At 66.3% G+C, this 26,339-nt stretch carries 25 protein-coding genes; 20 read left to right on the top strand and 5 right to left on the bottom strand.

What is annotated here, in order from left to right:
• The first annotated feature begins 45 nt into the window (after positions 1–45).
• The 17 genes from WI697_RS15630 to WI697_RS15550 all read left to right on the top strand — a co-directional run bounded on the left by WI697_RS15630 (position 46) and on the right by WI697_RS15550 (position 17,687).
• The gene (locus WI697_RS15630) at positions 46–669 is read left to right on the top strand and encodes an NADH-quinone oxidoreductase subunit C (protein ID WP_041605923.1); all 624 of its coding nucleotides are present in this window, start codon (positions 46–48) and stop codon (positions 667–669) included.
• On the top strand, positions 669–1,853 hold the full coding sequence (locus WI697_RS15625) for an NADH-quinone oxidoreductase subunit D (protein WP_041604900.1): 1,185 nt from the start codon (positions 669–671) through the stop codon (positions 1,851–1,853). The genes WI697_RS15630 and WI697_RS15625 overlap by 1 nt, the downstream gene beginning before the upstream one ends.
• A gap of 14 nt (positions 1,854–1,867) precedes the next feature.
• Positions 1,868–2,494, top strand: a complete 627-nt coding sequence (gene nuoE / locus WI697_RS15620; RefSeq protein ID WP_014745490.1) for an NADH-quinone oxidoreductase subunit NuoE — start codon at positions 1,868–1,870, stop codon at positions 2,492–2,494.
• Complete coding sequence (gene nuoF, locus WI697_RS15615) at positions 2,484–3,764, top strand: NADH-quinone oxidoreductase subunit NuoF (protein ID WP_062761418.1); 1,281 nt, start codon at positions 2,484–2,486, stop codon at positions 3,762–3,764. Before nuoE ends, nuoF begins: the two co-directional genes overlap by 11 nt.
• A 10-nt stretch (positions 3,765–3,774) precedes the next feature.
• Complete coding sequence (gene nuoG, locus WI697_RS15610; RefSeq protein ID WP_345959078.1) at positions 3,775–5,853, top strand: NADH-quinone oxidoreductase subunit NuoG; 2,079 nt, start codon at positions 3,775–3,777, stop codon at positions 5,851–5,853.
• The gene (gene nuoH, locus WI697_RS15605; protein ID WP_014745487.1) at positions 5,846–6,859 is read left to right on the top strand and encodes an NADH-quinone oxidoreductase subunit NuoH; all 1,014 of its coding nucleotides are present in this window, start codon (positions 5,846–5,848) and stop codon (positions 6,857–6,859) included. The genes nuoG and nuoH overlap by 8 nt, the downstream gene beginning before the upstream one ends.
• A gap of 153 nt (positions 6,860–7,012) precedes the next feature.
• Positions 7,013–7,501 (top strand): NADH-quinone oxidoreductase subunit NuoI, encoded by a 489-nt coding sequence (nuoI, locus tag WI697_RS15600; protein ID WP_062761416.1) that lies wholly within the window; start codon positions 7,013–7,015, stop codon positions 7,499–7,501.
• Between the two features lie 107 nt (positions 7,502–7,608).
• Complete coding sequence (locus WI697_RS15595) at positions 7,609–8,223, top strand: NADH-quinone oxidoreductase subunit J (RefSeq protein WP_296718173.1); 615 nt, start codon at positions 7,609–7,611, stop codon at positions 8,221–8,223.
• On the top strand, positions 8,223–8,531 hold the full coding sequence (gene nuoK, locus WI697_RS15590; RefSeq protein WP_014745484.1) for an NADH-quinone oxidoreductase subunit NuoK: 309 nt from the start codon (positions 8,223–8,225) through the stop codon (positions 8,529–8,531). Before WI697_RS15595 ends, nuoK begins: the two co-directional genes overlap by 1 nt.
• 7 nt (positions 8,532–8,538) lie before the next feature.
• Positions 8,539–10,470, top strand: coding sequence for an NADH-quinone oxidoreductase subunit L (gene nuoL / locus WI697_RS15585; RefSeq protein ID WP_345959077.1), 1,932 nt, complete (start codon positions 8,539–8,541; stop codon positions 10,468–10,470).
• Positions 10,470–11,993, top strand: a complete 1,524-nt coding sequence (locus tag WI697_RS15580) for an NADH-quinone oxidoreductase subunit M (protein WP_014745482.1) — start codon at positions 10,470–10,472, stop codon at positions 11,991–11,993. Before nuoL ends, WI697_RS15580 begins: the two co-directional genes overlap by 1 nt.
• A 21-nt stretch (positions 11,994–12,014) precedes the next feature.
• On the top strand, positions 12,015–13,460 hold the full coding sequence (gene nuoN, locus WI697_RS15575; RefSeq protein ID WP_345959076.1) for an NADH-quinone oxidoreductase subunit NuoN: 1,446 nt from the start codon (positions 12,015–12,017) through the stop codon (positions 13,458–13,460).
• Positions 13,457–14,269 (top strand): biotin--[acetyl-CoA-carboxylase] ligase, encoded by an 813-nt coding sequence (locus tag WI697_RS15570; RefSeq protein WP_345959075.1) that lies wholly within the window; start codon positions 13,457–13,459, stop codon positions 14,267–14,269. Before nuoN ends, WI697_RS15570 begins: the two co-directional genes overlap by 4 nt.
• A 28-nt stretch (positions 14,270–14,297) precedes the next feature.
• A complete protein-coding gene (locus WI697_RS15565) occupies positions 14,298–15,077 on the top strand; it encodes a type III pantothenate kinase (RefSeq protein WP_014745479.1) in 780 nt (259 codons plus the stop codon).
• Positions 15,074–16,774 carry a ribonuclease J gene (locus tag WI697_RS15560; RefSeq protein WP_345959074.1) on the top strand — a complete coding sequence of 567 codons (1,701 nt, stop codon included), beginning with the start codon at positions 15,074–15,076 and terminating at the stop codon, positions 16,772–16,774. Before WI697_RS15565 ends, WI697_RS15560 begins: the two co-directional genes overlap by 4 nt.
• A gap of 164 nt (positions 16,775–16,938) precedes the next feature.
• Positions 16,939–17,343, top strand: a complete 405-nt coding sequence (gene mce / locus WI697_RS15555; protein WP_062761409.1) for a methylmalonyl-CoA epimerase — start codon at positions 16,939–16,941, stop codon at positions 17,341–17,343.
• Between the two features lie 104 nt (positions 17,344–17,447).
• The gene (locus WI697_RS15550; RefSeq protein WP_014745476.1) at positions 17,448–17,687 is read left to right on the top strand and encodes a DUF1467 family protein; all 240 of its coding nucleotides are present in this window, start codon (positions 17,448–17,450) and stop codon (positions 17,685–17,687) included.
• Positions 17,688–17,693: 6 nt separating this feature from the next.
• Here WI697_RS15550 and WI697_RS15545 read toward each other — a convergent pair whose 3' ends face one another.
• Both WI697_RS15545 and WI697_RS15540 read right to left on the bottom strand, forming a co-directional pair.
• The gene (locus WI697_RS15545) at positions 17,694–18,353 is read right to left on the bottom strand and encodes a LysE family translocator (RefSeq protein ID WP_345959073.1); all 660 of its coding nucleotides are present in this window, start codon (positions 18,351–18,353) and stop codon (positions 17,694–17,696) included.
• 71 nt (positions 18,354–18,424) lie between these two features.
• Positions 18,425–19,306, bottom strand: coding sequence for a LysR substrate-binding domain-containing protein (locus WI697_RS15540; protein WP_345959072.1), 882 nt, complete (start codon positions 19,304–19,306; stop codon positions 18,425–18,427).
• A 118-nt stretch (positions 19,307–19,424) separates the two neighbouring features.
• On the opposite strand from WI697_RS15540, the gene WI697_RS15535 reads away from it, so the two are divergent.
• The gene (locus tag WI697_RS15535) at positions 19,425–20,438 is read left to right on the top strand and encodes a zinc-dependent alcohol dehydrogenase family protein (RefSeq protein WP_345959071.1); all 1,014 of its coding nucleotides are present in this window, start codon (positions 19,425–19,427) and stop codon (positions 20,436–20,438) included.
• Between the two features lie 27 nt (positions 20,439–20,465).
• Here WI697_RS15535 and WI697_RS15530 read toward each other — a convergent pair whose 3' ends face one another.
• Complete coding sequence (locus WI697_RS15530; RefSeq protein ID WP_345959070.1) at positions 20,466–21,653, bottom strand: MFS transporter; 1,188 nt, start codon at positions 21,651–21,653, stop codon at positions 20,466–20,468.
• Between the two features lie 154 nt (positions 21,654–21,807).
• Between WI697_RS15530 and WI697_RS15525 the strand changes: the two genes are divergently transcribed.
• Positions 21,808–22,596, top strand: a complete 789-nt coding sequence (locus tag WI697_RS15525) for an AraC family transcriptional regulator (RefSeq protein ID WP_062761405.1) — start codon at positions 21,808–21,810, stop codon at positions 22,594–22,596.
• 557 nt (positions 22,597–23,153) lie between these two features.
• Here WI697_RS15525 and WI697_RS15520 read toward each other — a convergent pair.
• On the bottom strand, positions 23,154–24,446 hold the full coding sequence (locus WI697_RS15520; protein ID WP_296718137.1) for an NCS2 family permease: 1,293 nt from the start codon (positions 24,444–24,446) through the stop codon (positions 23,154–23,156).
• Positions 24,447–24,804: 358 nt separating this feature from the next.
• Here WI697_RS15520 and WI697_RS15515 point away from each other — a divergent pair, with 358 nt between their 5' ends.
• Positions 24,805–25,107, top strand: coding sequence for a hypothetical protein (locus tag WI697_RS15515; RefSeq protein WP_156502987.1), 303 nt, complete (start codon positions 24,805–24,807; stop codon positions 25,105–25,107).
• 11 nt (positions 25,108–25,118) lie between these two features.
• Here WI697_RS15515 and WI697_RS15510 read toward each other — a convergent pair whose 3' ends face one another.
• Entirely contained in the window at positions 25,119–26,291 is a 1,173-nt protein-coding gene (locus WI697_RS15510; protein ID WP_345959069.1) for a protein-L-isoaspartate O-methyltransferase family protein, read from the bottom strand.
• Positions 26,292–26,339: the final 48 nt, after the last annotated feature.

Below are 26,339 nucleotides of genomic sequence, written 5' to 3'. Positions count from 1 at the left end.
GACGGTGCTCAAGGTTTTGTGTCGAGGCACGAGAAGGCGGATGCCGTGAGTAACGTCAACGAAGACGCACTCCGGGAGCTGGGCGCGTATGTCGCATCAGCACTCGGCGACGGAGTGGACGGCTGGAAAGTCGCATTGGGTGAACTGACGGTCCGGGTCTACCGGACCTCGCTCATCCGGACGCTCACATTCCTGCGCGACGACAGCAACTGCCTGTTCAAGCAGCTGATCGATGTCTGCGGTGTCGACTGGCCGGAGCGTGAAGAGCGCTTCGACGTCGTCTATCACCTGCTCAGCCTCAAGCACAATCAGCGCATCCGCGTGACCGTGTCTGCCTCGGAAGACACCCCGGTCCCGTCGGCCGTGCCGGTGTTCAACTCGGCACTGTGGTTCGAGCGTGAGACCTGGGACCTCTACGGCGTGTTCTTCGCCGATCACCCGGATCTCCGTCGTATCCTCACCGATTACGGCTTCGAGGGGCATCCGCTGCGCAAGGACTTCCCGCTCACCGGCTATGTCGAGGTCCGCTATGACCAGGCCGAGAAGCGCGTGGTCTACGAGCCGGTGCAGCTGACCCAGGAATTCCGCCGGTTCGACTTCCTGAGCCCGTGGGACGGTGCGAAATACGTCCTGCCCGGGGACGAGAAGGCGCAGCAGGGGACGAAGTGATGTCGGCGACCGAAACTTCCATCAAGCCGATGATGCTCAACTTCGGGCCGCAGCATCCGGCGGCCCATGGTGTGCTCCGGCTCGTGCTCGAGATGGACGGCGAGGTGGTGACCCGCGCCGATCCGCATGTCGGCCTGCTGCATCGCGGCACCGAGAAGCTCATCGAGTACAAGACCTACCTTCAGGCGCTGCCGTATTTCGACCGCCTGGACTATGTCTCGATCATGAATCAGGAGCACGCCTATGTGCTCGCGGTTGAGAAGCTGGCAGGGATCGAGGTGCCGCTGCGCGGCCAGTATATCCGCGTCATGTTCGCGGAGCTGACCCGCATCGCCAACCACCTGCTAAACATGACGACCTTCGCGATGGACCTTGGCGCCACCACGCCGCTGCTGTGGGGCTTCGAGGATCGCGAGATCATCATGGGCTTCTACGACAAGGTCTGCGGCGCACGCCTGCACGCGAACTACTTCCGCCCCGGCGGTGTGTCGATGGAGCTGCCGGCCGGGCTTCTGGACGAGATCTGGAAGTTTACCGAAGAGTTCCCGAAGCGCTTTGACGACCTCGAAAACCTGATGAGCCACAGCCGCATCTGGAAGCAGCGCACGGTGGATGTGGGTGTGCTCTCGGCCGAGGATGCGCTGGACTGGGGCCTGACCGGGCCGATGCTGCGCGGCTCGGGCGTGCCCTGGGATCTGCGCAAGGCGCAGCCCTATGACGTTTATGACCGCATGGACTTCGACATTCCGGTCGGTCGCAACGGCGACGTCTACGACCGCTACAATGTCCGCATGAAGGAAGTGCGCGAGTCGCTCAAGATCGTGCGCCAGTGCATCGAGCAGATGCCCGACGGCCCGTACCGGACCGAGGACCGCAAGGTGGCGCCGCCGGCCCGCGCGGACATGAAGCGGTCGATGGAAGCGCTGATCCATCACTTCAAGCTCTACACCGAAGGCTTCAAGGTGCCGGCCGGCGAGGTCTATGTGGGCACCGAGGCGCCGAAGGGCGAGTTCGGCGTCTATCTGGTGTCGGACGGCACCAACAAGCCCTATCGCTGCAAGATCCGCGCGCCCGGATTCGCTCATATCGCGGCCATGGATTTCATGTCGAAGGGCCATCTGCTGGCCGATGCCGTCGCCATCCTGGCGAATATGGACATCGTGTTCGGCGAGATCGATCGTTGAGGGGACCGGGACCAGTGAGCGACACCAACGTCGAACCTGCGAGCTTCGCCTTCACGGAAGAGAATCTCGCCCAAGCCGCGAAGATCATCGCGAAATACCCTGAAGGCCGCCAGCAGAGCGCGGTCATGCCGCTGCTCGATCTGGCCCAGCGCCAGGGCGATGGCTGGCTGCCGCGGGTGGCCATGGATTACATTGCCGATCTTCTCGGCATGCCGCCGATCCGGGTGTACGAGGTCGCGACCTTCTACACCATGTACAATCTGAAGCCGATCGGCCGACATCACGTCCAGGTCTGCACCACGACGCCGTGCTGGCTGCGCGGCTCGGACGAGGTGCTGGGCGCGTGCAAGAAGCATCTCGGCATCGAGGTGGGCGAAACCACCGAAGACGGGCTGTTCACGCTGGCCGAGGTGGAATGCCTCGGTGCCTGCGCCAATGCGCCGATGATGCAGATCGGTGACGACTACTACGAGGATCTGGACGCGGAGCTGACCGTGCGGGTGCTCGAGGCGCTGAAGCGTGGCGAGACGCCGAAGCCCGGTCCGCAGACCGGCCGCCGCAGGGGCTCGGAGCCCGAGGGCTGGCAGCCGTCGGCGACCCAGGCCGCACCCGGGACCGCAGGAGGCAACGATGCTGCGTGATCAGGATCGCATCTTCACCAATCTCCACGGCTATGACGATTTCCGTCTGGCTGGTGCCCGCCGCCGCGGCGATTGGGACGGTACGAAGGACATCATCGCCAAGGGCGCCGACTGGATCGTCCAGGAGATGAAGGCGAGCGGCCTGCGCGGCCGTGGCGGTGCGGGCTTCCCGACCGGCGTGAAGTGGTCCTTCATGCCGAAGAACGACCCGCGCCCGTCCTATCTGGTCGTGAACGCCGACGAAGGCGAGCCCGGCACCTGCAAGGATCGCGAGATCATGCGCCACGACCCGCACAAGCTGGTCGAGGGCTGCCTGATCGCCGGTTTTGCGATGAAGGCGATCGCCGCCTACATCTATATCCGCGGCGAATTCCTCCGCGAGGCCCAGGCGCTGCAGACCGCGATCGACGAAGCCTACGAGGCCGGGTTGATCGGCAAGAATGCCTGCGGCACCGGCTATGACTTCGACGTCTACATCCATCTGGGTGCCGGCGCCTATATCTGCGGCGAAGAAACCGCGCTGATCGAGAGCCTGGAAGGCAAGAAGGGCCAGCCGCGCCTGAAGCCGCCGTTCCCGGCCATGGCCGGCCTTTACGGTTGCCCGACCACGGTGAACAACGTCGAGAGCATCGCGGTGGCGCCGACCATCCTGCGCCGCAGTGCCGCCTGGTTCGCCGGCCTCGGCCGCGAGAACAACACCGGCACCAAGATCTTCTCGATCTCCGGCCACGTGAACAAGCCGTGCAACATCGAAGAAGAGATGGGCATCCCGCTGAAGGAGCTCATTGAACGTCATGCCGGTGGCGTGCGTGGCGGCTGGGACAACCTGCTGGCCATTATCCCCGGCGGCTCTTCGGTGCCGTTGCTGCCCAAGTCGATCTGCGACGACGTGCTGATGGATTTCGACAGCCTGCGTGCGGTCAAGTCCGGCCTCGGCACCGCCGCGGTGATCGTGATGGACAAGTCCACCGACGTGGTGCGCGCCATCGCCCGGCTGTCGAAGTTCTACATGCATGAGAGCTGCGGCCAGTGCACGCCGTGCCGCGAAGGCACGGGCTGGCTCTGGCGGACCATGGACCGCATGGTCAAGGGTCAGGCGACCGTCGCCGAGATCGACCGGCTGGAGCAGGTGACCTACCAGATCGAAGGCCACACCATCTGCGCGCTGGGCGATGCCGCGGCGTGGCCGGTGCAGGGCCTGATCCGTCACTTCCGTCCGGAACTCGAGCGGCGCCTCAGCGCCGCCCGGGACGCGGCCCGCGCGGCCTGAGGAGGATCCGATGCCTAAACTGACCATCGACGGCCTCGAAGTCGAGGTGCCCGCCGGGGCGACCGTGCTTCAGGCCTGCGAAGCGGCCGGCGCCGAGATCCCCCGCTTCTGCTATCACGAGCGTCTGTCGATCGCCGGCAACTGCCGTATGTGTCTGGTGGAGCAGGAGCGGGCGCCCAAGCCCATCGCGTCCTGCGCCATGCCGGCCGCCGACGGCATGGTGATCCACACCAACACCGAGCGGGTGAAGAAGGCCCGCGAGGGCGTGATGGAGTTCCTGCTGATCAATCATCCGCTCGACTGCCCGATCTGCGACCAGGGCGGCGAGTGCGATCTGCAGGACCAGGCCATGGCCTATGGCCGCGGCCAGAGCCGCTATGACGACGAGAAGCGCGCGGTGAAGGACAAGGATCTGGGTCCGCTGATCCAGACCTGGATGACCCGCTGCATCCACTGCACCCGCTGCGTGCGCTTCGCCACCGAGATTGCCGGCGTGCCTGAGATGGGCGCGACCGGCCGTGGCGAGCACATGGAGATCGGCACCTATGTCGAGAAGGCCCTCAGCTCCGAGCTGTCGGGCAACATGATCGACCTCTGCCCGGTGGGCGCGCTGACCTCCAAGCCCTATGCCTTCAATGCCCGCCCCTGGGAGTTGAAGAAGACCGAATCGATCGACGTGCTCGACGCGGTCGGCGCCAATATCCGCGTCGATGTCCGCGGCCGCGAGGTGCTGCGCATCCTGCCGCGCCTGCACGAGGATGTGAACGAGGAGTGGCTGGGCGACAAGAGCCGCTTCGCCTATGACGGGCTGAAGCGCCAGCGTCTGGACCGCCCCTATATCCGCGAAAACGGCCGCCTGCGCCCCGCCGGTTGGGACGAGGCCTTCGAGGCGATCCGGGCCCGTCTGGCGGGCCGGGATCCGAAGAAGGTGGCGGGCCTGGTCGGCGATCTGGTCGATTGCGAGTCGATGACCGCCTTCCGCGATCTGATGCGCGACGTGATCGGCACGGTTCATGTCGACTGCCGCCAGGACGGCGCGGCGCTGGATCCGACCCAGCGCTCCACCTGGCTGTTCAACAGCACCATCGCCGGCATCGAGCAGGCGGATGCGGTGCTGCTGGTCGGCACCGATCCGCGCCGCGAGGCGCCGCTGGTCAACGCCCGCTTCCGCAAGCGCTGGCGCAAGGGCGGGTTCCGCGGCTGGTCGATCGGGCCGAAGCTGGAGCTGACCTGGCCGATCGAGGATCTGGGCGCTGACGCGACCCGGCTGGAGGCGATTGCCTCTGGCGCCGATCCGCTGGCCGAAGTGCTGCGCAATGCCGAGCGGCCGATGATCGTGGTCGGCATGGGCGCGCTGACCCGCGCCGACGGTGCCCGCATCCTGGGTGCCGCCCGCAAGGTTGCCGAGCGCTGCGGCATGGTTCGCGACGGCTGGAACGGCTTCAACGTCCTGCAGACCGCGGCTGCCCGCGTCGGCGGCATGGAGCTGGGTCTGGTGCCGGGCGAGGGTGGCCTCTCGACCCGCGAGATCGTGGCGGCTGCCGGCCGGGGCGAGATCGACACGGTGTTCCTGCTGGGCGCCGATGAGATCCAGACCGATGCGCTGGGCGATGCCTTCGTCATCTATCAGGGCCATCACGGCGACGCCGGCGCCCATCGCGCCGATGTGGTGCTGCCGGGTGCCGCCTATACCGAGAAGAACGCCACCTATGTGAACCTCGAGGGCCGCCCGCAGCGCGCGCATCTCGCGGTGTTCCCGGTGGGTGAGGCGCGCGAGGACTGGAAGATTCTCCGGGCGCTCTCGGGCGTGCTGGGCAAGGCGCTGCCTTACGACGACCTCTCGGGCGTGCGCGCCCGGATGGCGGCGATCGCGCCCCGTCTGGCGAAGATCGACCGGATCGAGCCGGCGGGTCTGGGCGGTGCCTTCGGTCAGACCGGCGCACCGGACAAGGCGCCGCTCTCGTCCCCGGTCACCAACTACTACATGACCGACCCGATCTCGCGCGCGTCGAAGACCATGGCGACCTGCACCGCGATCTATGCGGGCAACCCGCTCCAGCAGGACAAGGCGACCGGCACCAATGGCTGAGTTCTTTTCCGGATATGTCTGGCCCGGGGTGATCATCGTCGCCCAGATCCTGGCCATCGTGCTGCCGCTGCTGATCGCGGTCGCCTATCTGACGCTGATGGAACGCCGGGTGATCGGCTACATCCAGATGCGCCGCGGTCCGAACGTGGTCGGCCCCTTCGGCATGCTTCAGCCTTTCGCCGACGCGCTGAAGCTGCTGACCAAGGAAACCATCATCCCCTCGCGCTCGAACCGGTTCCTGTTCCTGTTCGCGCCGATGCTGACCCTGATCCTCAGCCTTGTCGCCTGGGCGGTGATCCCCTTCGACGACGGCTGGGTGCTCTCCGACATCAATGTCGGCGTGCTCTACCTGTTCGCGATCTCGTCGCTCGGCGTCTACGGCATCATCGTCGCGGGCTGGGCGTCGAACTCGCGCTACGCCTTCCTCGGTGCGCTGCGCTCGGCGGCACAGATGGTGTCTTACGAGGTCTCGATCGGCCTCGTGATCATCACGGTGCTGCTGTGCGTCGGGTCGCTGAACCTGTCGGAGATCGTGCGGGCGCAGGAGACGGTGTGGTTCGCCATCCCGCTCTTCCCGATGTTCGTGGTCTTCTTCATTTCGGCGCTGGCCGAAACCAACCGTCTGCCCTTCGACCTTCCGGAGGCGGAAGCGGAGCTCGTGTCGGGCTATAACGTCGAGTATTCCTCGATGCCCTTCGCGCTCTTCTTCCTGGGCGAGTATGCCAACATGATCCTGATGAGCGGGATGACCACCATCCTGTTCCTCGGCGGCTGGCTGCCCCCGTTCGACATCGCGCCGCTGAACTGGATTCCGGGCGTGGTGTGGTTCCTGATCAAGATCTTCCTGCTGCTGTTCACCTTCATCTGGATCCGTGGCACGTTCCCGCGCTACCGCTACGACCAGCTGATGCGTCTGGGCTGGAAGGTCTTCCTGCCGTTCTCGCTGCTGTGGGTGGTGCTCACTGCCGGTGTGCTGGTCGGTTTCGGCTGGCTGCCCGGGCAGTAAGCCCCCGTCAGGCAGCCTGCCCGGGCAAAAGCCGGGCAGGGGACCCAGAATGCGGGGAAGCGTGCTTGCCAAGCGCGCTTCCCGGAGTAAGGTAAGCCCGCCATCCGGGCCGGCCCATGCCGGACCGTCCCGGACGGGGGAGGAGAGGTTGAGATGGCATCCATCGGCCAGACCGCACGCGCATTCCTGCTCACCGAGATCGTGAAGGGCATGGCGCTGACGTTGCGCTACTTCTTCAAGCCGAAGGTGACGCTGAACTACCCCTATGAGAAGGGCCCGATCAGCCCCCGCTTCCGCGGCGAACATGCGCTGCGCCGGTATCCCAACGGCGAAGAGCGCTGCATCGCGTGCAAGCTGTGCGAGGCGATCTGCCCGGCTCTGGCGATCACGATCGAGGCGGAACCCCGCGCCGACGGCAGCCGGCGCACGACCCGCTACGACATCGACATGACCAAGTGCATCTATTGCGGCTTCTGCCAGGAGGCGTGCCCGGTGGATGCAATCGTCGAAGGTCCGAACTTCGAGTTCGCGACCGAGACGCGCGAGGAACTGTTCTACGACAAGGCCAGGCTCCTCGCGAACGGCGACCGGTGGGAACGGGAGATCGCGGCCAACCTGGCCGACGTTGCCCCCTACCGTTGACGGTAAGAGATCGCCGGCCCCGATGAGGGGCCGGCGGACGGTTTGAAGGGACCCGCCGCCGCAGCGGGTGCCATGCGACAAGAAACGAGATCGGACGAGGGCGGAGAATGGTTCTTCAGGCGCTGGCCTTCTACCTCTTCGCCGCGGTGACGGTGGCATCGGGCGTGATGGTGATCACCGCCCGAAACCCGGTTCACTCGGTGTTGTTCCTCATTCTGGCCTTCTTCAACTCGGCCGGCCTGTTCGTGCTGCTGGGTGCCGAATTCCTGGCGATGATCCTGGTCGTCGTCTATGTCGGCGCCGTGGCGGTGCTCTTCCTCTTCGTGGTGATGATGCTGGACATCAACTTCGTCCAGCTCCGCGAAGGCTTTCAGCGATATCTGCCGGTCGGCGCGCTGATCGGGCTGGTGCTGGCGGCGGAACTGGTGCTCATCGGCGGCAGCTACGGCCTGTCCGATACGGCCCAGCCGCTCTTTGCCGCACCGGTCGGCGTGCCCGAGGGCGTCTCGAACGTCGAGGCGCTGGGGCAGCTCGTCTACACCAAGTACGTCTATCTCTTCCAGGCTGCCGGCCTCGTGCTGCTGGTTGCGATGATCGGTGCGATCGTCCTGACCCTGCGCACCCGTCCCGGCGTCGTCCGTCAGGACCCTGCCAAGCAGAGTGCGCGGACGATCGAGGAGTCGGTCGAGATCAAGAAGGTCCCAACGGGTAAGGGCATCTGATGAGCATCGGCGTCGAGCATTATCTGGTCCTGGCCGCGATCCTGTTCACCCTCGGGATCTTCGGGATCTTCCTGAACCGCAAGAACGTCATCACGATCCTGATGTCGATCGAACTGATGCTGCTTGCGGTCAACATCAACTTCGTCGCTTTCTCGACCCAGCTCCAGGATCTGGTGGGGCAGGTTTTCGCGATGTTCGTCCTTACCGTCGCTGCGGCCGAAGCAGCGATCGGCCTCGCCGTGCTCGTGGTCTACTTCCGTAACCGCGGCTCGATCGAGGTCGAGGACATCAACCTGATGAAGGGCTGAGGCCGCGATGTACGTCGCACTGATCCTGCTTCCGCTCGCGGCGGCGATCGTCGCCGGCTTCTTCGGCCGTGTGATCGGCGATCGGGGGTCGCAGCTCGTGACCACCGGCGCCGTCGGCCTGGCCGCGCTGCTCTCCGTCGTCGCCTTCTTCGATGTCGCCGTGGGCGGCAACGCGACCACCGTCAACCTCTTCACCTGGATCCGGTCGGGCGAACTCGCCTTCTCCTGGGCGCTCCGGATCGACTCGCTGACCGCCGTCATGCTGATCGTGGTCAACGGCGTCTCGTTCATGGTTCATATCTACTCGATCGGGTATATGAGCCATGATCCCCACAAGCCGCGCTTCATGGCCTATCTGTCGCTGTTCACCTTTGCGATGCTGACGCTGGTGACCGCCGACAACCTGGTCCAGATGTTCTTCGGCTGGGAAGGCGTCGGTCTGGCCTCGTATCTGCTGATCGGCTTCTGGTACAAGCGGCCCTCGGCGAACAAGGCGGCGATGAAGGCCTTCGTGGTCAACCGCGTCGGCGACTTCGGCTTCTCGCTCGGCATCTTCGCGCTGTTCTTCGTGACCGGCTCGGTCGGCTTCGATGCGATCTTCGCCGATCTCGGCACGGTGGCCGGCACCAATATCGACTTCCTCGGCATGACCCTGCCGACGATCGAAGTCATCGCGGTGCTGCTGTTCATCGGCGCGATGGGCAAGTCGGCGCAGCTCGGCCTGCACACCTGGCTGCCGGATGCGATGGAAGGCCCGACCCCGGTCTCGGCCCTCATCCATGCCGCCACCATGGTGACCGCGGGCGTGTTCATGGTCGCGCGCCTGTCGCCGGTCTTCGAACTCACCAGCTTCACCAGCGACATGATCACGGTGATCGGCGCCTCGACCGCCTTCTTCGCGGCGACCGTCGGCCTCACCCAGACCGACATCAAGCGGGTCATCGCCTATTCGACCTGCTCGCAGCTCGGCTACATGTTCTTCGCGGCGGGTGTCGGTGCCTATCCGGCGGCGATCTTCCACCTGATGACCCATGCCTTCTTCAAGGCGCTGCTCTTCCTGGGGGCCGGCTCGGTCATCCACGCGATGTCCGATGAACAGGACATGCGCAAGATGGGCGGCATCTGGAAGCTCATCCCGGTCACCTACACCTTCATGTGGATCGGCTCTCTGGCGCTTGCCGGTCTGCCGCCCTTCGCCGGCTTCTTCTCGAAGGACATGATCCTCGAGACCGCCTATGCAGCCCATACCGGCGTCGGCGCCTATGCCTTCTGGCTCGGCATCGCCGCGGCGTTCATGACCGCCTTCTACAGCTGGCGCCTGCTGTTCATGACCTTCCATGGCAAGCCGCGTGCCGACAAGCACACCATGGATCACGTCCATGAAAGCCCGCTGGTCATGACCGCGCCGTTGTTCCCGCTGGCGGTGGGCGCGATCGTCGCCGGCTATATCGGCCTGCCGATGGTGGATCCGGAGCTGCACTTCTGGAACGGTGCCATCACCATGCTGGGTGAGCACAACATCCTGGAAGAGGCGCATCATGTGCCCGGCTGGGTGAAGCTGCTGCCGCTGGTGATGAGCGTGGGCGGCATCGCGCTGGCCTGGTTCCTCTACATCCGCCGTCCCGACCTGCCGGGCAAGATCGCCCGCGACTTCTCGGGTCTGCACAAGTTCCTGCTCAACAAGTGGTATTTCGACGAGCTCTACGATGCGATCTTCGTGCGTCCGTCGCTCTGGATCGGTCGTGTGCTCTGGCAGGCCGGTGATCGCAAGATCATCGACGGCCTCGGCCCCGACGGCATCGCCGCGGTGTCGGTCGATCTGGCACGGCGTGCCGGCCGCATGCAGTCCGGCTACGTCTACCACTACGCCTTTGCCATGCTCATCGGTCTCGCGCTGATCGTGTCCTACTTCTTCTTCGGTCTGGAGGCCGGCTGGTGATGACGGATTGGCCGCTTCTCTCAACGGTCGTCTTCCTGCCGCTGATCGGCGCGGGGTTCATCCTGCTGATCCGTGGTGACGAGGCGACCGTGGCCCGCAACGCCCGCAGCGTCGCGCTGTGGACGAGCGTCATCACCTTCCTGATCTCCCTGCTGCTGTGGACGGGCTTCGACAGCTCGACCGCTGCCTTCCAGTTCGTCGAGAAGGCGGAGTGGTTCCCGGGCTACGGGATCGACTACCATCTCGGCATCGACGGCATCTCGCTCTGGTTCGTCCTGCTCACCACCCTGCTGATCCCGATCTGCGTGCTGGCGAGCTGGGAATCGATCACCAAGCGGGTGAAGGAATACATGATCGCGTTCCTGGCCATGGAAACGCTGATCATCGGCTCCTTCGTGGCGCTCGACTTCGTCCTCTTCTACTTCTTCTTCGAGGCGATGCTGATCCCGCTGTTCCTGATCATCGGCATCTGGGGCGGCAAGCGGCGGATCTACGCGTCCTTCAAGTTCTTCCTCTACACCATGCTCGGCTCGGTGCTGATGCTGGTGGCGCTGCTCTACATGTACTTCCAGGCCGGTACCACCGACATCCCGACGCTGATGGCCACCCCCTTCGGCCGCGAGGCGCAGATCTTCCTGTGGCTGGCGATGTTCGCCTCGTTCGCGGTGAAGATGCCGATGTGGCCGGTGCACACCTGGCTGCCCGACGCCCATGTCGAGGCGCCGACGGCCGGTTCGGTTCTGCTGGCGGGCATCCTGCTGAAGGTCGGCGGCTACGGCTTCCTGCGCTTCAGCCTGCCGATGCTGCCGGATGCGAGCCAGTACTTCGCGCCGCTGATCTTCGGCCTGTCGATGGTGGCGGTGGTCTACACCTCGCTCGTGGCCCTGGTGCAGGGCGACATGAAGAAGCTGATCGCCTACAGCTCGGTCGCCCATATGGGCTTCGTGACCATCGGCATCTACACCTTCAACACCCAGGGCATCGAAGGCTCGATCATTCAGATGCTCAGCCACGGGCTTGTGTCCGGTGCGCTGTTCCTCTGCGTGGGCGTTGTCTACGACCGCATGCACACCCGCGACATCGACCGCTATGGCGGCCTGGTGAACCGGATGCCCGGTTACGCGCTGATCTTCCTGTTCTTCACCATGGCCTCGATCGGCCTGCCCGGCACCTCGGGCTTCGTGGGCGAGTTCCTGGTGCTGGTCGGCGCCTTCCAGGCCAATACCTGGGTCGCCTTCATCGCCGCAACCGGCGTGATCCTGGGCGCCTGCTACATGCTGTGGCTCTACCGTCGGGTGGTGTTCGGCGAGCTGGTCCGCGAGGATCTGAAGGGCATCCTCGACATGAACCGTCGTGAGGTCCTGGCCTTCGCGCCGCTGGTGGTGCTCACCCTCTGGATGGGCATCTATCCCGAGACCTTCCTCGAGCCGATCCGCGCCTCGGTCGCCAACCTGCTGACCCAGGTTCAGGTCGAGAAGGCCGCCATGGTGCTCGACACCGTGAACCAGCTCGCGCAGCGCTGACGAGAGGCATCGAGGCACAAGATGACGTCCTATCCTCTTCCCGATCTCGCCCCGGCGCTGCCCGAGCTCTGGCTCGCAGCGCTGGCCCTTGCCCTTGTCGTCGTCGGCGTCTTTGCGGGTAAGGACAAGGCCACCGGCCTGCTGTCCTGGCTGGCCGGCATCGGCTTCGCAATCGCCGCCGTTCTGATCGTGACCGGCCCCGAGGGGCGGGTCGTGACCTTCAACGGCATGTTCGTGACCGACAGCTTCGGCGCCTTCATGAAGGTGCTGGTGCTGATCGCGTCGATGTTCTCTCTCGTCATGGCCCGCGACTACCTCGCCCGCGAAGGCGTGGTGCGCTTCGAATATCCGCTGCTGATCGTGCTCGCCACGGTCGGCATGATGATGATGATCTCGTCGAACGACCTGATCGCGCTCTATATGGGCCTGGAGCTGCAGAGCCTGGCGCTCTACGTGCTCGCCGCCTTCAAGCGCGACAGCGTGCGGTCGACCGAGGCGGGCCTGAAGTATTTCGTCCTGGGCGCGCTGTCCTCGGGCATGCTGCTCTACGGTTGCAGCCTGGTCTACGGCTTCGCCGGCTCGACCAGCTTCGAGGCGCTTGCGCAGAGCCTGCAGGGCCAGCCCTCGCTCGGCGTTCTGGTCGGTCTGGTCTTCATCCTGGTCGGCCTGGCCTTCAAGATCTCGGCGGTGCCGTTCCACATGTGGACGCCCGACGTCTATGAAGGCGCGCCGACCAGCGTGTCGGCCTTCTTCGCCATGGCGCCAAAGATCGCGGCGATGGGCCTGCTGATCCGTGTGCTGGCCGAGCCCTTCGGTGGCCTCGTCCACAGCTGGCAGCAGATCACCTGGTTCATCTCGGTCGCCTCGATGGTTCTGGCGGCCTTCGCCGCCATCGGCCAGACCAACGTCAAGCGCCTGCTCGCCTACAGCTCGATCGGCCATGTCGGCTATGCCCTGGTCGGCCTCACCGCCGGCACGGCGGACGGCTTCCGCGGCGTCGCGGCCTATATGGCGATCTACCTGTTCATGACGCTCGGCACCTTCTCGATCGTGCTGGTCATGCGCCGCCAGGGCCGGATGGTCGAAGAGATCTCGGATCTCGCCGGCCTGTCGCGTTCGCGGCCCGTGCTCGCCTTCGTGATGGGGGCGATGATGTTCTCGCTGGCAGGCATTCCGCCGCTGGCGGGCTTCATCGGTAAGCTGTTCGTCTTCCGCGCCGCGGTCGATGCCGGGTTCATCGTTCTGGCGGTGGTTGGCGTGGCGTCGAGCGTGGTCAGCGCCTTCTACTATCTGCGCGTCGTCAAGGTGATGTATTTCGACGAGCCGGCCGAGGCGCTGGACCGTGGCGTCAGCCCGGGCCTGACCGTGACGCTGGGGGTCAGCTTCGCCTTCACGATGCTGTACTTCATCTGGCCGGGCCTGCTGCTCGACTATGCCGGGCAGGCCGCTGCGGCGCTGATGCCGTGACCGCGGTCGCGGACGGCGCGCCGGAGCTGCCGCCGGCCTTTACGGTGGTGGCGCTGGAGGAGGTGGAAAGCACCAACCTCGAAGCGCGCCGCCTGGCCGAGGCCGGTGCACCCGACGGCACCCTGGTCATCGCGTCCCGCCAGACCTCGGGGCGTGGTCGCCAGGGCCGCCAATGGCTGTCGCCGGTCGGCAATCTGTATATGAGCCTTCTGCTGCGCCCGCAGGTCCCGATCGGACTTGCGGCGCAGTTTTCTCTCGTCTCGGGCCTGGCGATGGCCGATGCGGTTCGGGCGATCCTGCCGGCGGAGGCCACCGTCCGTCCGGCGGTGAAATGGCCCAACGACCTGCTGCTGGCGGGCGAGGGGGGCGTCGGCAAGCTGAGCGGGACGCTGCTGGAGAGTGGCGAGGATGCCCGCGGTCTCTATGTGATCGCAGGGATCGGCGCCAATGTCCGGGTGCATCCGGGGCCGACCGATGGGGTGTTTCCGCCGATCGTGCTGGCGGAACAGCCCGGCGCACACCATCTCATGGTTCGGGATCTGGTCGAGGCGTTCGGCCCTGCCTTCCTCAACCGCCGTTCGGCCTGGATGCGGGGCGGGCTGGCGGCCATCCGGGAAGACTGGCTGGCGGCAGCCTATGGCATCGGACAGACCGCGACCGTGCGCTATGGCGCAACGCCGGTGACCGGTCGGTTCGACGGCATGGATGACGACGGATCGCTGCTGCTCGCACAGCCGGATGGCAGTGTCCGCCGGCTGGCGGCCGGCGAGGTGGTGTTCGCGAAACCGCCGGTAACGGGCGGCGCATGAACGAGATGAGACGGGAAGGAACACGCCCATGCTGCTCACCATCGATGTCGGCAACACCAATACGGTGTTTGCGGTTCATGACGGCGATGGCTGGCGCGGGCAATGGCGGGCGAGCACCGACGGCCGGCGCACGGCGGATGAATACGCCGTCTGGCTGCTGCAGCTGTTCGCGCTCGAGGGGCTGACCGTCGACGACGTCCATGCGGTGATCATCTCGTCGGTGGTGCCGCAGACCAAGTTTTCGCTTCGGCAGCTGTGCCTGAAGTATTTTCGCTCCGAGCCGATGATGATCGGCGACCCCGAGGTCAATCTCGGGCTTCGGATCGATATGGACCGCCCGCGTGAAGTGGGCGCCGACCGCCTGGTGAACGCCATCGCCGCCCACAAGATCTATGGCGGCGACCTGATCGTGATCGACTTCGGCACCGCGACCACCTTCGATGTGGTCGGCGCCGACGGCTCCTATCAGGGTGGCGTGATCGCACCGGGCATCAACCTGTCACTGGAGGCGCTGCACCGCGCCGCCGCGAAACTGCCGAGAATCGCCGTGGAACGCACGGAGAAGGTCATCGGCAAGGATACCGTGCCGGCAATGCAGGCCGGCGTCTTCTGGGGGTATGTCGGGCTGATCGAAGGTCTGGTACGCCGGATCGTCGATGAATACGGCAAGCCGATGACGGTGATCGCCACCGGCGGACTCGCCCCCATCTTCTTCAACGCGACCGATGCGATCCAGCATGCCGACCCGGATATCACCCTGGTCGGCCTGCTGGAGATCCACCGGCTCAACATTTCCGAGAAGGCATGACACGACAGAAGGATGACGCGCTACCCCCGACCGTGAGGATCGAGCCGGGCGAGGAATTGCTGTTTCTGCCGCTGGGCGGGGCCAATGAGATCGGGATGAATCTCAATCTCTATGGCTGCCGCGGCAGTTGGGTTGTGGTCGATTTCGGCCTGGGCTTTGCCGATGACCGGCTGCCCGGCGTCGATGTCGTCCTGCCCGACATCGCATTCCTCGAAGCCCGGCGCGACGCGATCGCGGCAATCGTGCTGACCCACGCCCACGAGGACCATCTGGGCGCGGTTCCCTATCTCTGGCGGCGGCTGCGGCTGCCGATCTACGCCACGCCTTTTGCCGCCGCCGTGGTGCGCGCGAAGCTGAAGGAATCCGGCGTTTCGGAGCGCGAACTCGACATCACCGAAATTCCGCTCGGCGGCCGCCTGCAACTGGGGCCGTTCGACATGGAATTCGTGTCGCTGACCCATTCGATCCCCGAGCCGAATGCGATCGCGATCCGCACGCCTTTCGGCACGGTGATGCATACCGGCGACTGGAAGATCGATCCCGAACCGCTGGTCGGCGACGTGACCGACGAAGACCGGCTGCGCGAGATCGGCGAGGAAGGCGTCCTCGCCATGGTCTGCGATTCGACCAATGTATTCCGCGAAGCGGATGCGGGGTCGGAAGCCGATGTGCGCGCCAAGCTGGGCGATCTGGTCAAGGGCCGCAAGGGGCAGGTCTTCGTGGCCACCTTCGCGTCCAACATCGCCCGGGTCGAGACGGTGGTGAAGGCCGCGGCGGATGCCGGGCGCAAGGTGGTGGTTCTGGGCCGCGGCCTCGACCGGATGATCCGGGCGGCGACCGAGACCGGCTATCTGGATATCGCCGATCTTCTTGCCAGCGATCGCGAGGCCGACCGGCTGCCGGCCGAGCGTCTGCTCTATCTGGTGACGGGTTGCCAGGGGGAACCCAATGCGGCGCTTGCCCGCATCGCCCGGGGCGAGCATCCGGCGGCGGATCTGCGCGAGGGCGACACCGTTCTGCTGTCCTCGCGCCAGATCCCCGGCAATGAGCGCAAGATCGGCCGGCTGCTGAACCAGCTGGCCCGTCAGGGCGCCGAGGTGATCACAGAGCGTGACGCCGACATCCATGTCTCGGGCCATGGCGGCCGCGACGAGCTGGCCCGGATGTATCGCTGGGTGAAGCCGCGCATCGCCGTGCCGGTGCATGGCGAACCCCGCCATCTGATCGAGCATGTCGCGCTGGCCCGCAGCCTGCAGGTGCCCGAGGCGGTGACGGTGGAAAACGGTGCGCTGGTTCGCCTGGCACCGGGGACGCCGGGGCGGATCGCGAAGATCGCCAGCGGCTATCTGATCGCCGACGGCACCGAGGTGTTGCCCGCCGATGGCGAGGTGATCCGCGCCCGCAAGCGCATGCTCTACGAAGGGGCCGCCTTCGCCACCGTGGTCGTCGACCAGTATGGCGAGTTGAAGGCGGATCCGCGGGTGGCGCTGCCGGGTGTCTCCGACCCCGATGACGACGAGGACAGCCTGGCCGCCGATCTGGTCGAGGATCTGGCCGAGGCGATCGACGGGCTGGATGACGACGAGGTGCTGAAGGACGAGCGCATCCACGAGGTCGCCCGACTGGCCCTGCGTCGCCGGCTCAGGACCCGTCGTGGCAAGAAGCCCTTGATCGACGTGCATGTCGTGCGAATCTAGGTCATTATGTTGCGTTGCGGCCGGACAGGACGCAACGCAACAACGGCCTTCCGTCCGCCCCCTCGATATCCGCAGCCGGGGGCGGGCGAATACCGGGTGCAATCAATAGCAAGAACGGGTGCCGGCAAGCGGTTCCGGCCCCATCGTGAGGAGACACAGAGCCGATGATCGGACGCCTCAACCACGTGGCCATCGTCGTCCCCGATATCGAGGCGGCGGCGAACCTGTACCGGAACACTTTCGGCGCCACCGTTTCGGCCGCCAAGGATCAGCCGGCCCATGGCGTGACCACCGTCTTCGTGCGTCTCGACAACACCGCGATCGAACTGCTGCATCCGCTGGGCGAGGACAGCCCGGTGGCCAAGTTCCTGGAGCGCAACCCGTCCGGCGGCGTGCACCATGTGTGCTACGAGGTCGAGGACATCTATACCGCGCGCGACAAGCTGAAGGCCGACGGCATGCGGGTTCTGGGCGATGGCGAGCCGAAGATCGGCGCCCATGACAAGCCGATCCTGTTCCTGCACCCCAAGGACACCAACGGCACGCTGGTCGAGCTGGAGCAGGTCTGAGCGGTCGTCCGGTCAGATCCGGGTTTTGTGCGACGCCCGCCGGTCCGATGCGTCCGGCGGGCGTCGTGCATCATGGTCCTTGCACATACGGGAGCCCTCGCCCGATGCAGAGCTGGTTCACCGCCGCCCTGGTCTATGTCATCGTCTGGTGGCTGTTGTTCTTCATGGTCCTGCCGATCGGCGTGCGCCATGACCGGAAGGATGAGCACGCCGAGGCATCGGGCGCACCGCGCAATCCGCGCATGTGGATCAAGGCGGGCGCCACCAGCCTGGTCGCCATTGCCGTCACCTATGGCATCGACCAGCTGATCCGGTCGGGCATGCTGGCCGGACTGGTACAGTAGCCCGGCTCAGACGCTGCGCAGCAGCGCCAGCCGCAGCCCCAGCGCCATCAGTGCCCCGCCCGTCAGGCGGTCGATCCAGGGGCCGACCCTGAGCAGGCGGCGGCGGATGCCGGGGCTGCCGATGAAGCAGGCGACGCTGCCGAACCACAGAAGTTCCACCGCAACCATGGTCGCGCCATAGAGGATCTTCACCGGCTCGGGCGTTGCCGGGTCGATGATCTGGGTGAACAGCGCCAGAAAGAAGATCGAGACCTTGGGGTTGAGCAGATTGGTGGCGAGCCCGGCCATCATCGAGGCGCGGTAGCTGCGCGGCTCGACCGCGGTCTCGGCTGCCATGCCCGCGGCCACGATCGGCGAGTGACGCGAGAACAGGGCCTTGGCGCCGATCCAGATCAGGAAGGCGGCCCCCGCCCAGCGCAGCACGTCATAGGCCCAGGGCGTGCTCGCGATCAGCACCGTGATGCCGACGAGGCCGAAGGTCGCGTGCACGGCATTGCCGCAGGCGAGGCCGGTTGCGACCGCAAAACCGTGGGCGCGGCCGCGGGTCAGCGTGGTGCGCATGGTGATGATCAGATTGGGCCCGGGCGACATCGCCCCCAGCATGCCGATGCCGAAAATCGCGGCCCAGGCCAGGAACAGGCCGTCGGGCAGGGTGTTGCTGACCATGGGAAGCGCTCATCCGTCGCGGAAACCGCCACACATGATCGGGCAGGGCGGGGGCCTGCGCAAGCCCCGGCCTAGGCCGCACATCGCCCGGGAAGCAGGGCGCGCAGACGCTCGGCCACGAAGCCGGTGAAGGACTGGGCCAGAGCCGGCGGCGCCTTGGCCTCCCCGAAGACGGCGAGTTCCACCTCGCCCAGCGGCGGGAAGCCGTGCTCGTCGGTCAAGAGCCTGAGCCCGGCGGGTACGGTCGAGTCGCAGAGCACGCCGATGCCGAGGCCGGCCGTCACCGCGGCCGAGACGCCGGACACGCTTTCCGAGGTATAGACCACCCGCCAGCGCCGCAGCCGCTGGTCGAGGGCCTCGATCGCCCGGGCGCGAAAGATGCAGGGCGCGGGCAGGGTGCAGAGCGGCAGCGGTGCCTCGGCATCGATCTGGAAATCGGGAGCCGCCACCCAGCGTAGCGGCTCGGTCATCAGCACCCGGCCGCGGTCGACGCCGGCATCACGGTTGGCGATCACCAGATCCACCGTGCCCCGGTCCAGTGCCTCCATCAGGCTTGAGCCCATGGCGGCGCGAACCTCTACCCGCACCCGCGGATGGGCACGGGCGAAGGCCGAAAGCACCGCCGGCAGATGGCGGGGCACGAAGTATTCCGCAACCCCGATGCGCAGCTCCCCCTCCGCCTCGGGTTCCGAAAAGCGGCGCAGGGTTTCGTCGTGCAGCGCCAGCATGCGCCGGGCATAGCCCAGCAGCAATTCGCCGTCGGCGGTCAGCGCCAGAGACCGGCTGGTGCGGGCAAAGACCCGCCGGCCCAGACTCTCTTCCAGCCGGCGGATCTTGACGCTGATCGCCGATTGCGTGCGGCCAAGCCGTTCACCGGCCGTGGTGAAACCGCCGGTCTCCGCCACCGCCAGGAAGCTGCGAAGCAGATCGACATCCAGATCGGGCTGGCTCATCACCCACCATCCATGAAGAAACGTGTTTCTTGGAATTGAGACTATTCATTTCCATCATGAATCCCGCCGCGCTTCAATGCGGTTCTACACAATGCCCCTCATTCCGGAGACCGACAGGATGACCACGATCCCGCGCGAAATGTCCGCCGCCGTGCTGCACGGCTTCGGCGATCCCGACAATCTGAAGCCCGGCCGGGTGCCGGTGCAGCCGCCGCGCCGCGGCGAGGTGCTGGTGAAGATCCACGCCGCCAGCGTCAACCCGGTCGACTGGAAGATCCGCCGCAACGGTCCGCCGATGGCGCCGGCCCTGCCGGGCATCCAGGGCTGCGACATGGCCGGCGAAGTCGTGGCGCTGGGTGAGGGCGTCACGGGCTTTGCGGTCGGTGACCGGGTGTTCGGTTCGCCGGGCGGTGTAAAGACCGTCGACGGCACCTATGCCGAATACATGCGTGCCGATGCCCGGCTGATCGCCCGCATGCCGGCCGGGTTGGGGTTCCGCGAGGCGGCCGCCCTGCCGCTGGTCTCCATCACCGCCTGGGAAGGGCTGATCGACCGGGCGCGGGTGCAGCCGGGCGAACGGGTGCTGATCCATGGCGGTGCCGGCGGTGTCGGGCATGTCGCGATCCAGATCGCCAAGGCGGCCGGCGCCCATGTCACCACCACGATCTCGTCGCCCGAGAAGGCGGCGATCGCCCGCGATCTGGGTGCCGACGAGACGGTGAACTATCGCGAGGAGAGCGTCGAGGCCTATGTCGGCCGGTTGACCGGCGGCCGCGGCTTCGACATGGTCATGGATGCGACCGGGGGCAAGGATCTGGTGACGTCCTTCGCCGGCGCGCGGCTCAACGGCCGTGTGGTCACGATCGTGTCGCAGTTCCCGGCCGATCTGACCCTGATGCATCTGAAGGGGTTGGATCTGCATGTGGTGTTCATGATCATCCCCGTGCTGCACGATGTCGGGCGTGAACATCATGGCGAGATCATGCGCCGGATCGCGGCCCTGGTCGACAGCGGGCGGATGAGGCCGCTGCTCGATCCGGCGCGCTTCGATCTGGCCCATGCTGCCGATGCCCAGGCCCATCTGGAAGAAGGGCGGGCGACGGGCAAGGTGGTTATCGACGTGGCCGGCTGAACCGCTGTCCGGTCGACCGATGCGGGATCACTCGGCGGCGGCCATCGCCGGCTGCCGCCGGGGCCGGCCCGGGAAGACCAGGGCGCCGGCGAAGACCGCACCACCGAAAGCGGCGAGCACCGGGAACAGCCCTGCAAAGCCCGAGCCGTGATCATGCATGAAAGCGACCAGCGGCACCGCGCAGGCGCTGGCTCCGAACGAGACCAGATAGCGCACGGCATAGGCCCGGGCCCGCCAGCGGTCGGCGGTGTAATGGGCGACCATGCCGTCATTGATGGTCACCTGGCCGAAGATCGCGAACATCATCACCACCGCAAGCGGCAGCAGCACCCAGCCGCCGGTGGTGGCGGCCAGCAGCAGGCAGGGCGCCTGCAGGGCGGCGAGCGGCACGAAGACCGCCCGCAGGCTGTAGCGGTCGATCAGCCGGCCGACGATCAGCTGCGAGGTGGCGCCGAGCACGAAGACCAGACAGGTGAGGGCACCCACGCCCAGCGGCGTGGAGACCAGATCGGCGAGCCGTTCGGTGAAGAGCTGCGGCATGACGATGGTGGTGGCGTTGAACACCAGCCCGCCGGCGATGGTGACCACGGCCAGAATGGCGAAGGCGCGCACCATCACACCGCGCGGAATCGGCCCGGCGGAGGCCTTGGTTTTGGGGGCCGGGGCCGGCCGGTCCGGCACCAGCAGCAGGAAGGCCACCCCGACCGCCATCACCAGTACGCCGGGAATGATGAATGCCGCACGCCACCCCAGATACTGGGTGATGCCGCCGGTGATCAGTGCCGCAAAGGCGACCCCCAGATTGCCGAACACGCCGTTGACGCCGATTTCATGGCCCAGCCGGTCGGCATGGGCGGTGAGCATCGCCGTGCCCACCGGGTGGTAGATGGCGGCGAACAGGCCGATCAGGGTCAACCCGGCGGCGATGCCCGTGGGGCCCGAGGCGAAGCCGGTCAGGATTGCCGCGGTCCCGATGCCGAAGAAGAACACCGCCATCATGTTCCGCCGGCTCCAGACATCGCCCAGCCAGCCGGCGGGGAGCGAGCCGGCACCGAAGGCGATGAAGCCGCCGAGCGACAGGGTAAGCAGCTCACCATAGGACATGTCGAAACTGGCGGTCATGCCGATCACCGCGGTCGGGAAGATCAGCATGAACATGTGGTCGACCACATGGGCGATGTTGATGAAACTGATGACGCGGCGGGCGTGGGTCATGGCGGCGGTCCGGCGGCGCGGGGTGGCAAGGGAGCAACGATACCGGGCTTCCCGGCGATCTGGTTTCAGTCTAAGGTCGACCGATAGGCGATGTCTGGTCGAAGATCGTCGAGAATCGGACAGGACGTCATCGCCCGACCGGGAGGGCAGGGGCATGCGCAGCACCGATGCGGCCGACTATCAGCACGTCACCCGGCCGGTGGCGGCGATGGCCAAGGAACTGACGCCGGGGACGGTCATTCCGCCGCATATCCACCCGCGCGGCCAGTTGCTCCATGCCGCGGCCGGGGTTATGGAGATCACCGCGGCCGACGGCATCTGGCTGGTGCCGCCGATGCGCGGGCTGTGGGTCCCGCCCGGGGTGGAGCATTCGGTGCGGATGATCGGGCCGGTGTCGATGCGCACGGTCTATGTAGCGCCCGAGCCGGCGAAGCGGCTGCCCGATGCCTGTACCGTGATCGAGGTCACGACCCTGCTGCGCGAGCTGATCCTGGCGGCCGTGGCCGAGCCCGTGGACTATGCAGATGGCAGTCGCGGCGAGGCGGTGGCGGCCCTGATCCTTCATGAATTGCAGGCGCCGCGCACCCTGCCGTTGCATCTGCCCTGGCCGCGCGATCCGCGGCTTCAACGCCTGTGCCGGCGGGTTCTGGATGATCCGGGGGAAGATGCGGGCTTCGAACGGCTGGCGGAAAGCGCCGGTGCCAGCACCCGGACGCTCGCCCGCGCCTTCGCGCGTGAGACCGGCATGGGCTTCCTGCGCTGGCGCCAGCAGGCACGCCTGGTCGAGGCGGTCTCGCTGCTGTCGCAGGGCATGCCGGTGGCCATGGTTGCAGCCCGCCTCGGCTATGACAGCCCAAGCGCCTTCACCGCCATGTTCCGGCGGATGCTGGGCACCACGCCCCAGCGATATGCGGCGCGCGACAGCCGGTCCGAGGGCGACTGAAGGATGACCGTAGCTGCGCAAAAAAAAAGACCGTGCAAGCACGGCCTTGATCGAAGATTCCGCTTGGTGCTGATCACCACGTCCGATTCGACGGCAACCGATCGGCGTAGCTGATTGTTATCATTGGTGTTTTGTGGGCGCCCGATCGTTGCTGCCGGGACGCCTGAACTCTTTACTCTCCTGGGATCGCCGTGGCTCCTGGCGCCGCGCGTTCAACCCGGCGTGGTGGCATCGTGGCCACCGGATGCTCTTGCGGTCGATCCCTACGGCTTGCGCCGGTTACACCCTCCCTAGACGTTGGGCCGGTTCTGTCTGCCGGTGCCCTTTACGTCGGCAAGGGGAGAGTACGCAGGAATGTGACGTCCGTCACCAGTTTTTTGCATGTGTGCGGTGCAAAAAACGCAAAAATCGTCAGGTCATTACAAAAACGGGGGAAATCGGGCAAGCTTCGAACCGTGCTGATCCGTGCGATGGTGCGGTGCACATTCGCGTTCCGACATATGAAAACGGCGCCGCACCATGTGGAGCGTCGCCGTTTTGTCCGGTGTATCAGCAGGTCAGCCGATAAAGGCGAACTTCAGCACGAAGACCACCGCCAGCACCCAGACGGCGATCGAGACCTCGCGGGCCCGGCCGGCCAGCAGCTTGATCGCGGCATAGGAGATGAAACCGAGGGCGATACCGTTGGCGATGGAGTAGGTGAGCGGCATGCTGATGGCCGCCAGCACACCCGGTGCCACCTCGGTCATGTCGTCCCAATCGAGTTCGGCCAGGCCGCGCGCCATCAGCAGAGCCACGAAGAGCAGGGCCGGTGCAGTGGCATAGGCCGGCACCGAGCCCGCCAGTGGCGAGAAGAACAGGGCGACCAGGAACAGGATCGCCACCACCACCGCGGTCAGGCCGCTGCGGCCGCCGGCATTGATGCCCGAGGCGCTTTCGATATAGCTGGTGACGGTGGAGGTGCCGAAGATGGCGCCGACCATGGTGGCGCCGCTGTCGGCCAGCAGGGCCTTGCCGATGCGGGGCAGCTTGCCGTCCTTGTCGAGCAGGCCGCCGCGATGGGCGACACCGACCAGCGTGCCGGCGGTGTCGAACATGTCGACGAACAGGAAGGCGAAGATCACGCCGAACATGCCGGCCTCGAAGGCCCCGGCAATGTCGAGTTCGAAGAAGGTGGGCGCGATCGACGGCGGCGCGCTGACGATGCCCTGCGCCTGGTTCAGGCCGAGCAGGATCGACAGGATGGTCACCAGCAGAATGCCGATGATGATGCTGCCGGTGATGTTGCGATAGTGCAGGGCGCAGATCACGAAGAAGCCGAGGGCGGCGAGCAGCACGGTGGGTTGGCCGATGTCGCCCAGCGTCAGCAGGGTGGCCGGATGGTCGACGATGACCTTGGCGTTCTCGAGCGCGATGATCGCGAGGAACAGGCCGATACCTGCCGAGATCGACAGCTTCAGCGTCATCGGGATCGAGTTGATGATGTATTCCCGGACCTTGAGCAGGGCCAGGATGAAGAACACCGCGCCCGAGATGAACACCGCACCCAGAGCCTGGTTCCAGGTGTAGCCCATCTCCATCACGACTGTGAAAGTGAAGAAGGCGTTCAGACCCATGCCCGGTGCCAGAGCCACGGGGTAGTTGGCATAAAGGCCCATGATCAGCGAGCCGACCGCCGCCGCCACACAGGTGGCGACGAAAACCGAGCCCTGATCCATGCCGGTGTTGGCGAGGATCACCGGATTGACGAAGATGATATAGGCCATGGTCAGGAAGGTCGTCACACCTGCGACGACTTCCCGGCGGACCGTGGTGCCGAGCTGATCGAGCTGGAAATAGGTTTTGAGCATTCCCGCAAGCTCCTGGACGGGTAAGGCAATGCCGATTGGGAAGACCGATCCGATGCTCCGGCGGCGGGGCTGCACACAAGCCGCACAGGGCCTGCGTCAGCGGCCCCGGGGGTCGCTTCGGTTTCTGTCGTTGTCGAGGGCGCCGCGACCGGAGGGACGTCACGGACCCGGTCGGCGGGCGACCGGACGTGCGGCGGGGATCGGCGCGATTGTCCTTCTCGGCTTATACACCGGCGCGGTGGCGGCTGGCGAGCATGCTACGGCACCGATCCGCATCGATGGCACGGGTCGTGGCGTGACCGTCACGGTCGACCGGGCCTTTTGCAACCGTCTGACCGTCCACAGGCCGGATGCCGACGTGACCTATCAGCCGGGCGTCGACGTCGATGGAAACCCCGTCGCACCTGCCGATCTGGACGGCGGCTACGGGGCGCGCGCGGCCGAACGCGCCCTCGGCCGCGGCATCACCATCGATCTGGGGCTGCCGCTCGAGCGTTTCGGCTATTTCAAGGACCAGCCGCTGGGCGCGGCCGAGGTCGATCTCGGCCAGGTGACGATCGCGGCCGACGGCACGGTCACCTGGAATGGGGAGCGGCTGGACGATCCGGCCCGGAATGCGATTGCGGCAGCCTGCGCGCGGCTGGAGCGGGAGGGGCGGTGAACAATGTCGGGCTACAACCGTTCAGTGGGCGGGCGCAGCCACCACCAGAAATCGAGCGGGCCCCGGCGCTCGCGATAAGAGTGGTGTGAGACCGGAGATGCCCCTCGGGCGGCAGTGATGCCGAGGCCGAAAGCATAACCCGTCGGCTCGCCTTGTGCCGTCCATCGCGCCAGATGACTGAAAAGCAGATCGCGCGCGCTTTCGTCGCCATAGGCGATCACCTGGCCTGCGCGCCAGAGGGCGGCGGACCCGGCGGCCCTGTCCACCAGACCGAAACCATGCCTTTCCGGATCACCGAACAGGGATGGCGACCCGTGGCCCAAGCCGAGCCGCCAGGCGCGGAAGCGCGGCTCCAGCTTTGACATCCAGGCGGTGAAGGCGAGCGCCGGCGGCATCATCTGATCCGGTGTCGGTTGGCCGAAGTCGAGCGATCGTGGCTGCCCGGTTTCGCCAAGCCGGGCGATGTCGGGATCGGTGGCCAGACGAGGCATCAGAAGATCTTCATCCGCGCCATCGCGGCCGGTCAGCGGCACGAAACGGCAGAGGCGTGTCAGGCGCGACACCAGCGCCGGGCCGCGCCGCTCCAGAACGTGAACCTCTTCGGACAAGCCTTTGTTACGAATTGGAAGGACGGCAAGCCCGTCTTCCGTGAGCAGGCTTAGAATCCTGGTCGGCAGCTGCCAGGCCGAGGCGGTCATGATCATCCGGTCGAAGGGTCCCGGGCCGGCAGCGGTCAGGCCGTCACCTGCCACGGCGATCGCATTGGTTGCTCCCGCCGCGGCAAGGTTGCGGGCGGCCAGGGCCTGCAGAGCGGGGTTGATCTCCACGCCCACCACCTTTCCATTCCGCCCGGCGGCATGAGCGAGGATCGCGAGCAGCCAGCCGGTGCCGCAGCCGATCTCCAGCACCCGATGACCGGGCCGGACGTCCAGCAACTCGGCCAGATGGAAAATGAAGCCCGGCTCGGAGCAGGAGGCGGGCAGGGAGATACCGTGCTCGTCGACGTAACAGAGCGGGCGGTCGTGATAGGCGCCCTCTGGAAAGTCGGCGTCACCCGGAGCGCGTGCCGGTCCCTCAGGCTGATCCGCCGGCCGGTAGCGCGGCAAAAAGAGGTGGCGAGGATAGCGCCGGAACGCCTCGATCAGGGCCGGGCGCGGCGGTGCCGGCCGTCCGCGCACCGGCACATAGCTCTCTATCCTGTGCAGCAGCCCGTTCTGCAGGGCTTCAAGCCG

The organism is Tistrella mobilis (genome assembly GCF_039634785.1).
GTDB lineage: Bacteria > Pseudomonadota > Alphaproteobacteria > Tistrellales > Tistrellaceae > Tistrella > Tistrella mobilis.
The sequence above is the reverse complement of the archived record's forward strand: the minus strand, read 5'-3'. Positions and strand labels throughout refer to the sequence as shown.

What these genes read in the sequence shown, in the direction of transcription:
- WI697_RS15625 (WP_041604900.1), top strand. Translation starts at nt 669, where the DNA reads ATGTCGGCGACCGAAACTTCCATCAAGCCGATGATGCTCAACTTCGGG.
- nuoF (WP_062761418.1), top strand. Translation starts at nt 2,484, where the DNA reads ATGCTGCGTGATCAGGATCGCATCTTCACCAATCTCCACGGCTATGAC.
- nuoG (WP_345959078.1), top strand. Translation starts at nt 3,775, where the DNA reads ATGCCTAAACTGACCATCGACGGCCTCGAAGTCGAGGTGCCCGCCGGG.
- nuoH (WP_014745487.1), top strand. Translation starts at nt 5,846, where the DNA reads ATGGCTGAGTTCTTTTCCGGATATGTCTGGCCCGGGGTGATCATCGTC.
- nuoI (WP_062761416.1), top strand. Translation starts at nt 7,013, where the DNA reads ATGGCATCCATCGGCCAGACCGCACGCGCATTCCTGCTCACCGAGATC.
- WI697_RS15595 (WP_296718173.1), top strand. Translation starts at nt 7,609, where the DNA reads ATGGTTCTTCAGGCGCTGGCCTTCTACCTCTTCGCCGCGGTGACGGTG.
- nuoK (WP_014745484.1), top strand. Translation starts at nt 8,223, where the DNA reads ATGAGCATCGGCGTCGAGCATTATCTGGTCCTGGCCGCGATCCTGTTC.
- nuoL (WP_345959077.1), top strand. Translation starts at nt 8,539, where the DNA reads ATGTACGTCGCACTGATCCTGCTTCCGCTCGCGGCGGCGATCGTCGCC.
- WI697_RS15580 (WP_014745482.1), top strand. Translation starts at nt 10,470, where the DNA reads ATGACGGATTGGCCGCTTCTCTCAACGGTCGTCTTCCTGCCGCTGATC.
- nuoN (WP_345959076.1), top strand. Translation starts at nt 12,015, where the DNA reads ATGACGTCCTATCCTCTTCCCGATCTCGCCCCGGCGCTGCCCGAGCTC.
- WI697_RS15565 (WP_014745479.1), top strand. Translation starts at nt 14,298, where the DNA reads ATGCTGCTCACCATCGATGTCGGCAACACCAATACGGTGTTTGCGGTT.
- WI697_RS15560 (WP_345959074.1), top strand. Translation starts at nt 15,074, where the DNA reads ATGACACGACAGAAGGATGACGCGCTACCCCCGACCGTGAGGATCGAG.
- mce (WP_062761409.1), top strand. Translation starts at nt 16,939, where the DNA reads ATGATCGGACGCCTCAACCACGTGGCCATCGTCGTCCCCGATATCGAG.
- WI697_RS15550 (WP_014745476.1), top strand. Translation starts at nt 17,448, where the DNA reads ATGCAGAGCTGGTTCACCGCCGCCCTGGTCTATGTCATCGTCTGGTGG.
- WI697_RS15545 (WP_345959073.1), bottom strand. Translation starts at nt 18,353, where the DNA reads ATGGTCAGCAACACCCTGCCCGACGGCCTGTTCCTGGCCTGGGCCGCG.
- WI697_RS15540 (WP_345959072.1), bottom strand. Translation starts at nt 19,306, where the DNA reads ATGAGCCAGCCCGATCTGGATGTCGATCTGCTTCGCAGCTTCCTGGCG.
- WI697_RS15535 (WP_345959071.1), top strand. Translation starts at nt 19,425, where the DNA reads ATGACCACGATCCCGCGCGAAATGTCCGCCGCCGTGCTGCACGGCTTC.
- WI697_RS15530 (WP_345959070.1), bottom strand. Translation starts at nt 21,653, where the DNA reads ATGACCCACGCCCGCCGCGTCATCAGTTTCATCAACATCGCCCATGTG.
- WI697_RS15525 (WP_062761405.1), top strand. Translation starts at nt 21,808, where the DNA reads ATGCGCAGCACCGATGCGGCCGACTATCAGCACGTCACCCGGCCGGTG.
- WI697_RS15520 (WP_296718137.1), bottom strand. Translation starts at nt 24,446, where the DNA reads ATGCTCAAAACCTATTTCCAGCTCGATCAGCTCGGCACCACGGTCCGC.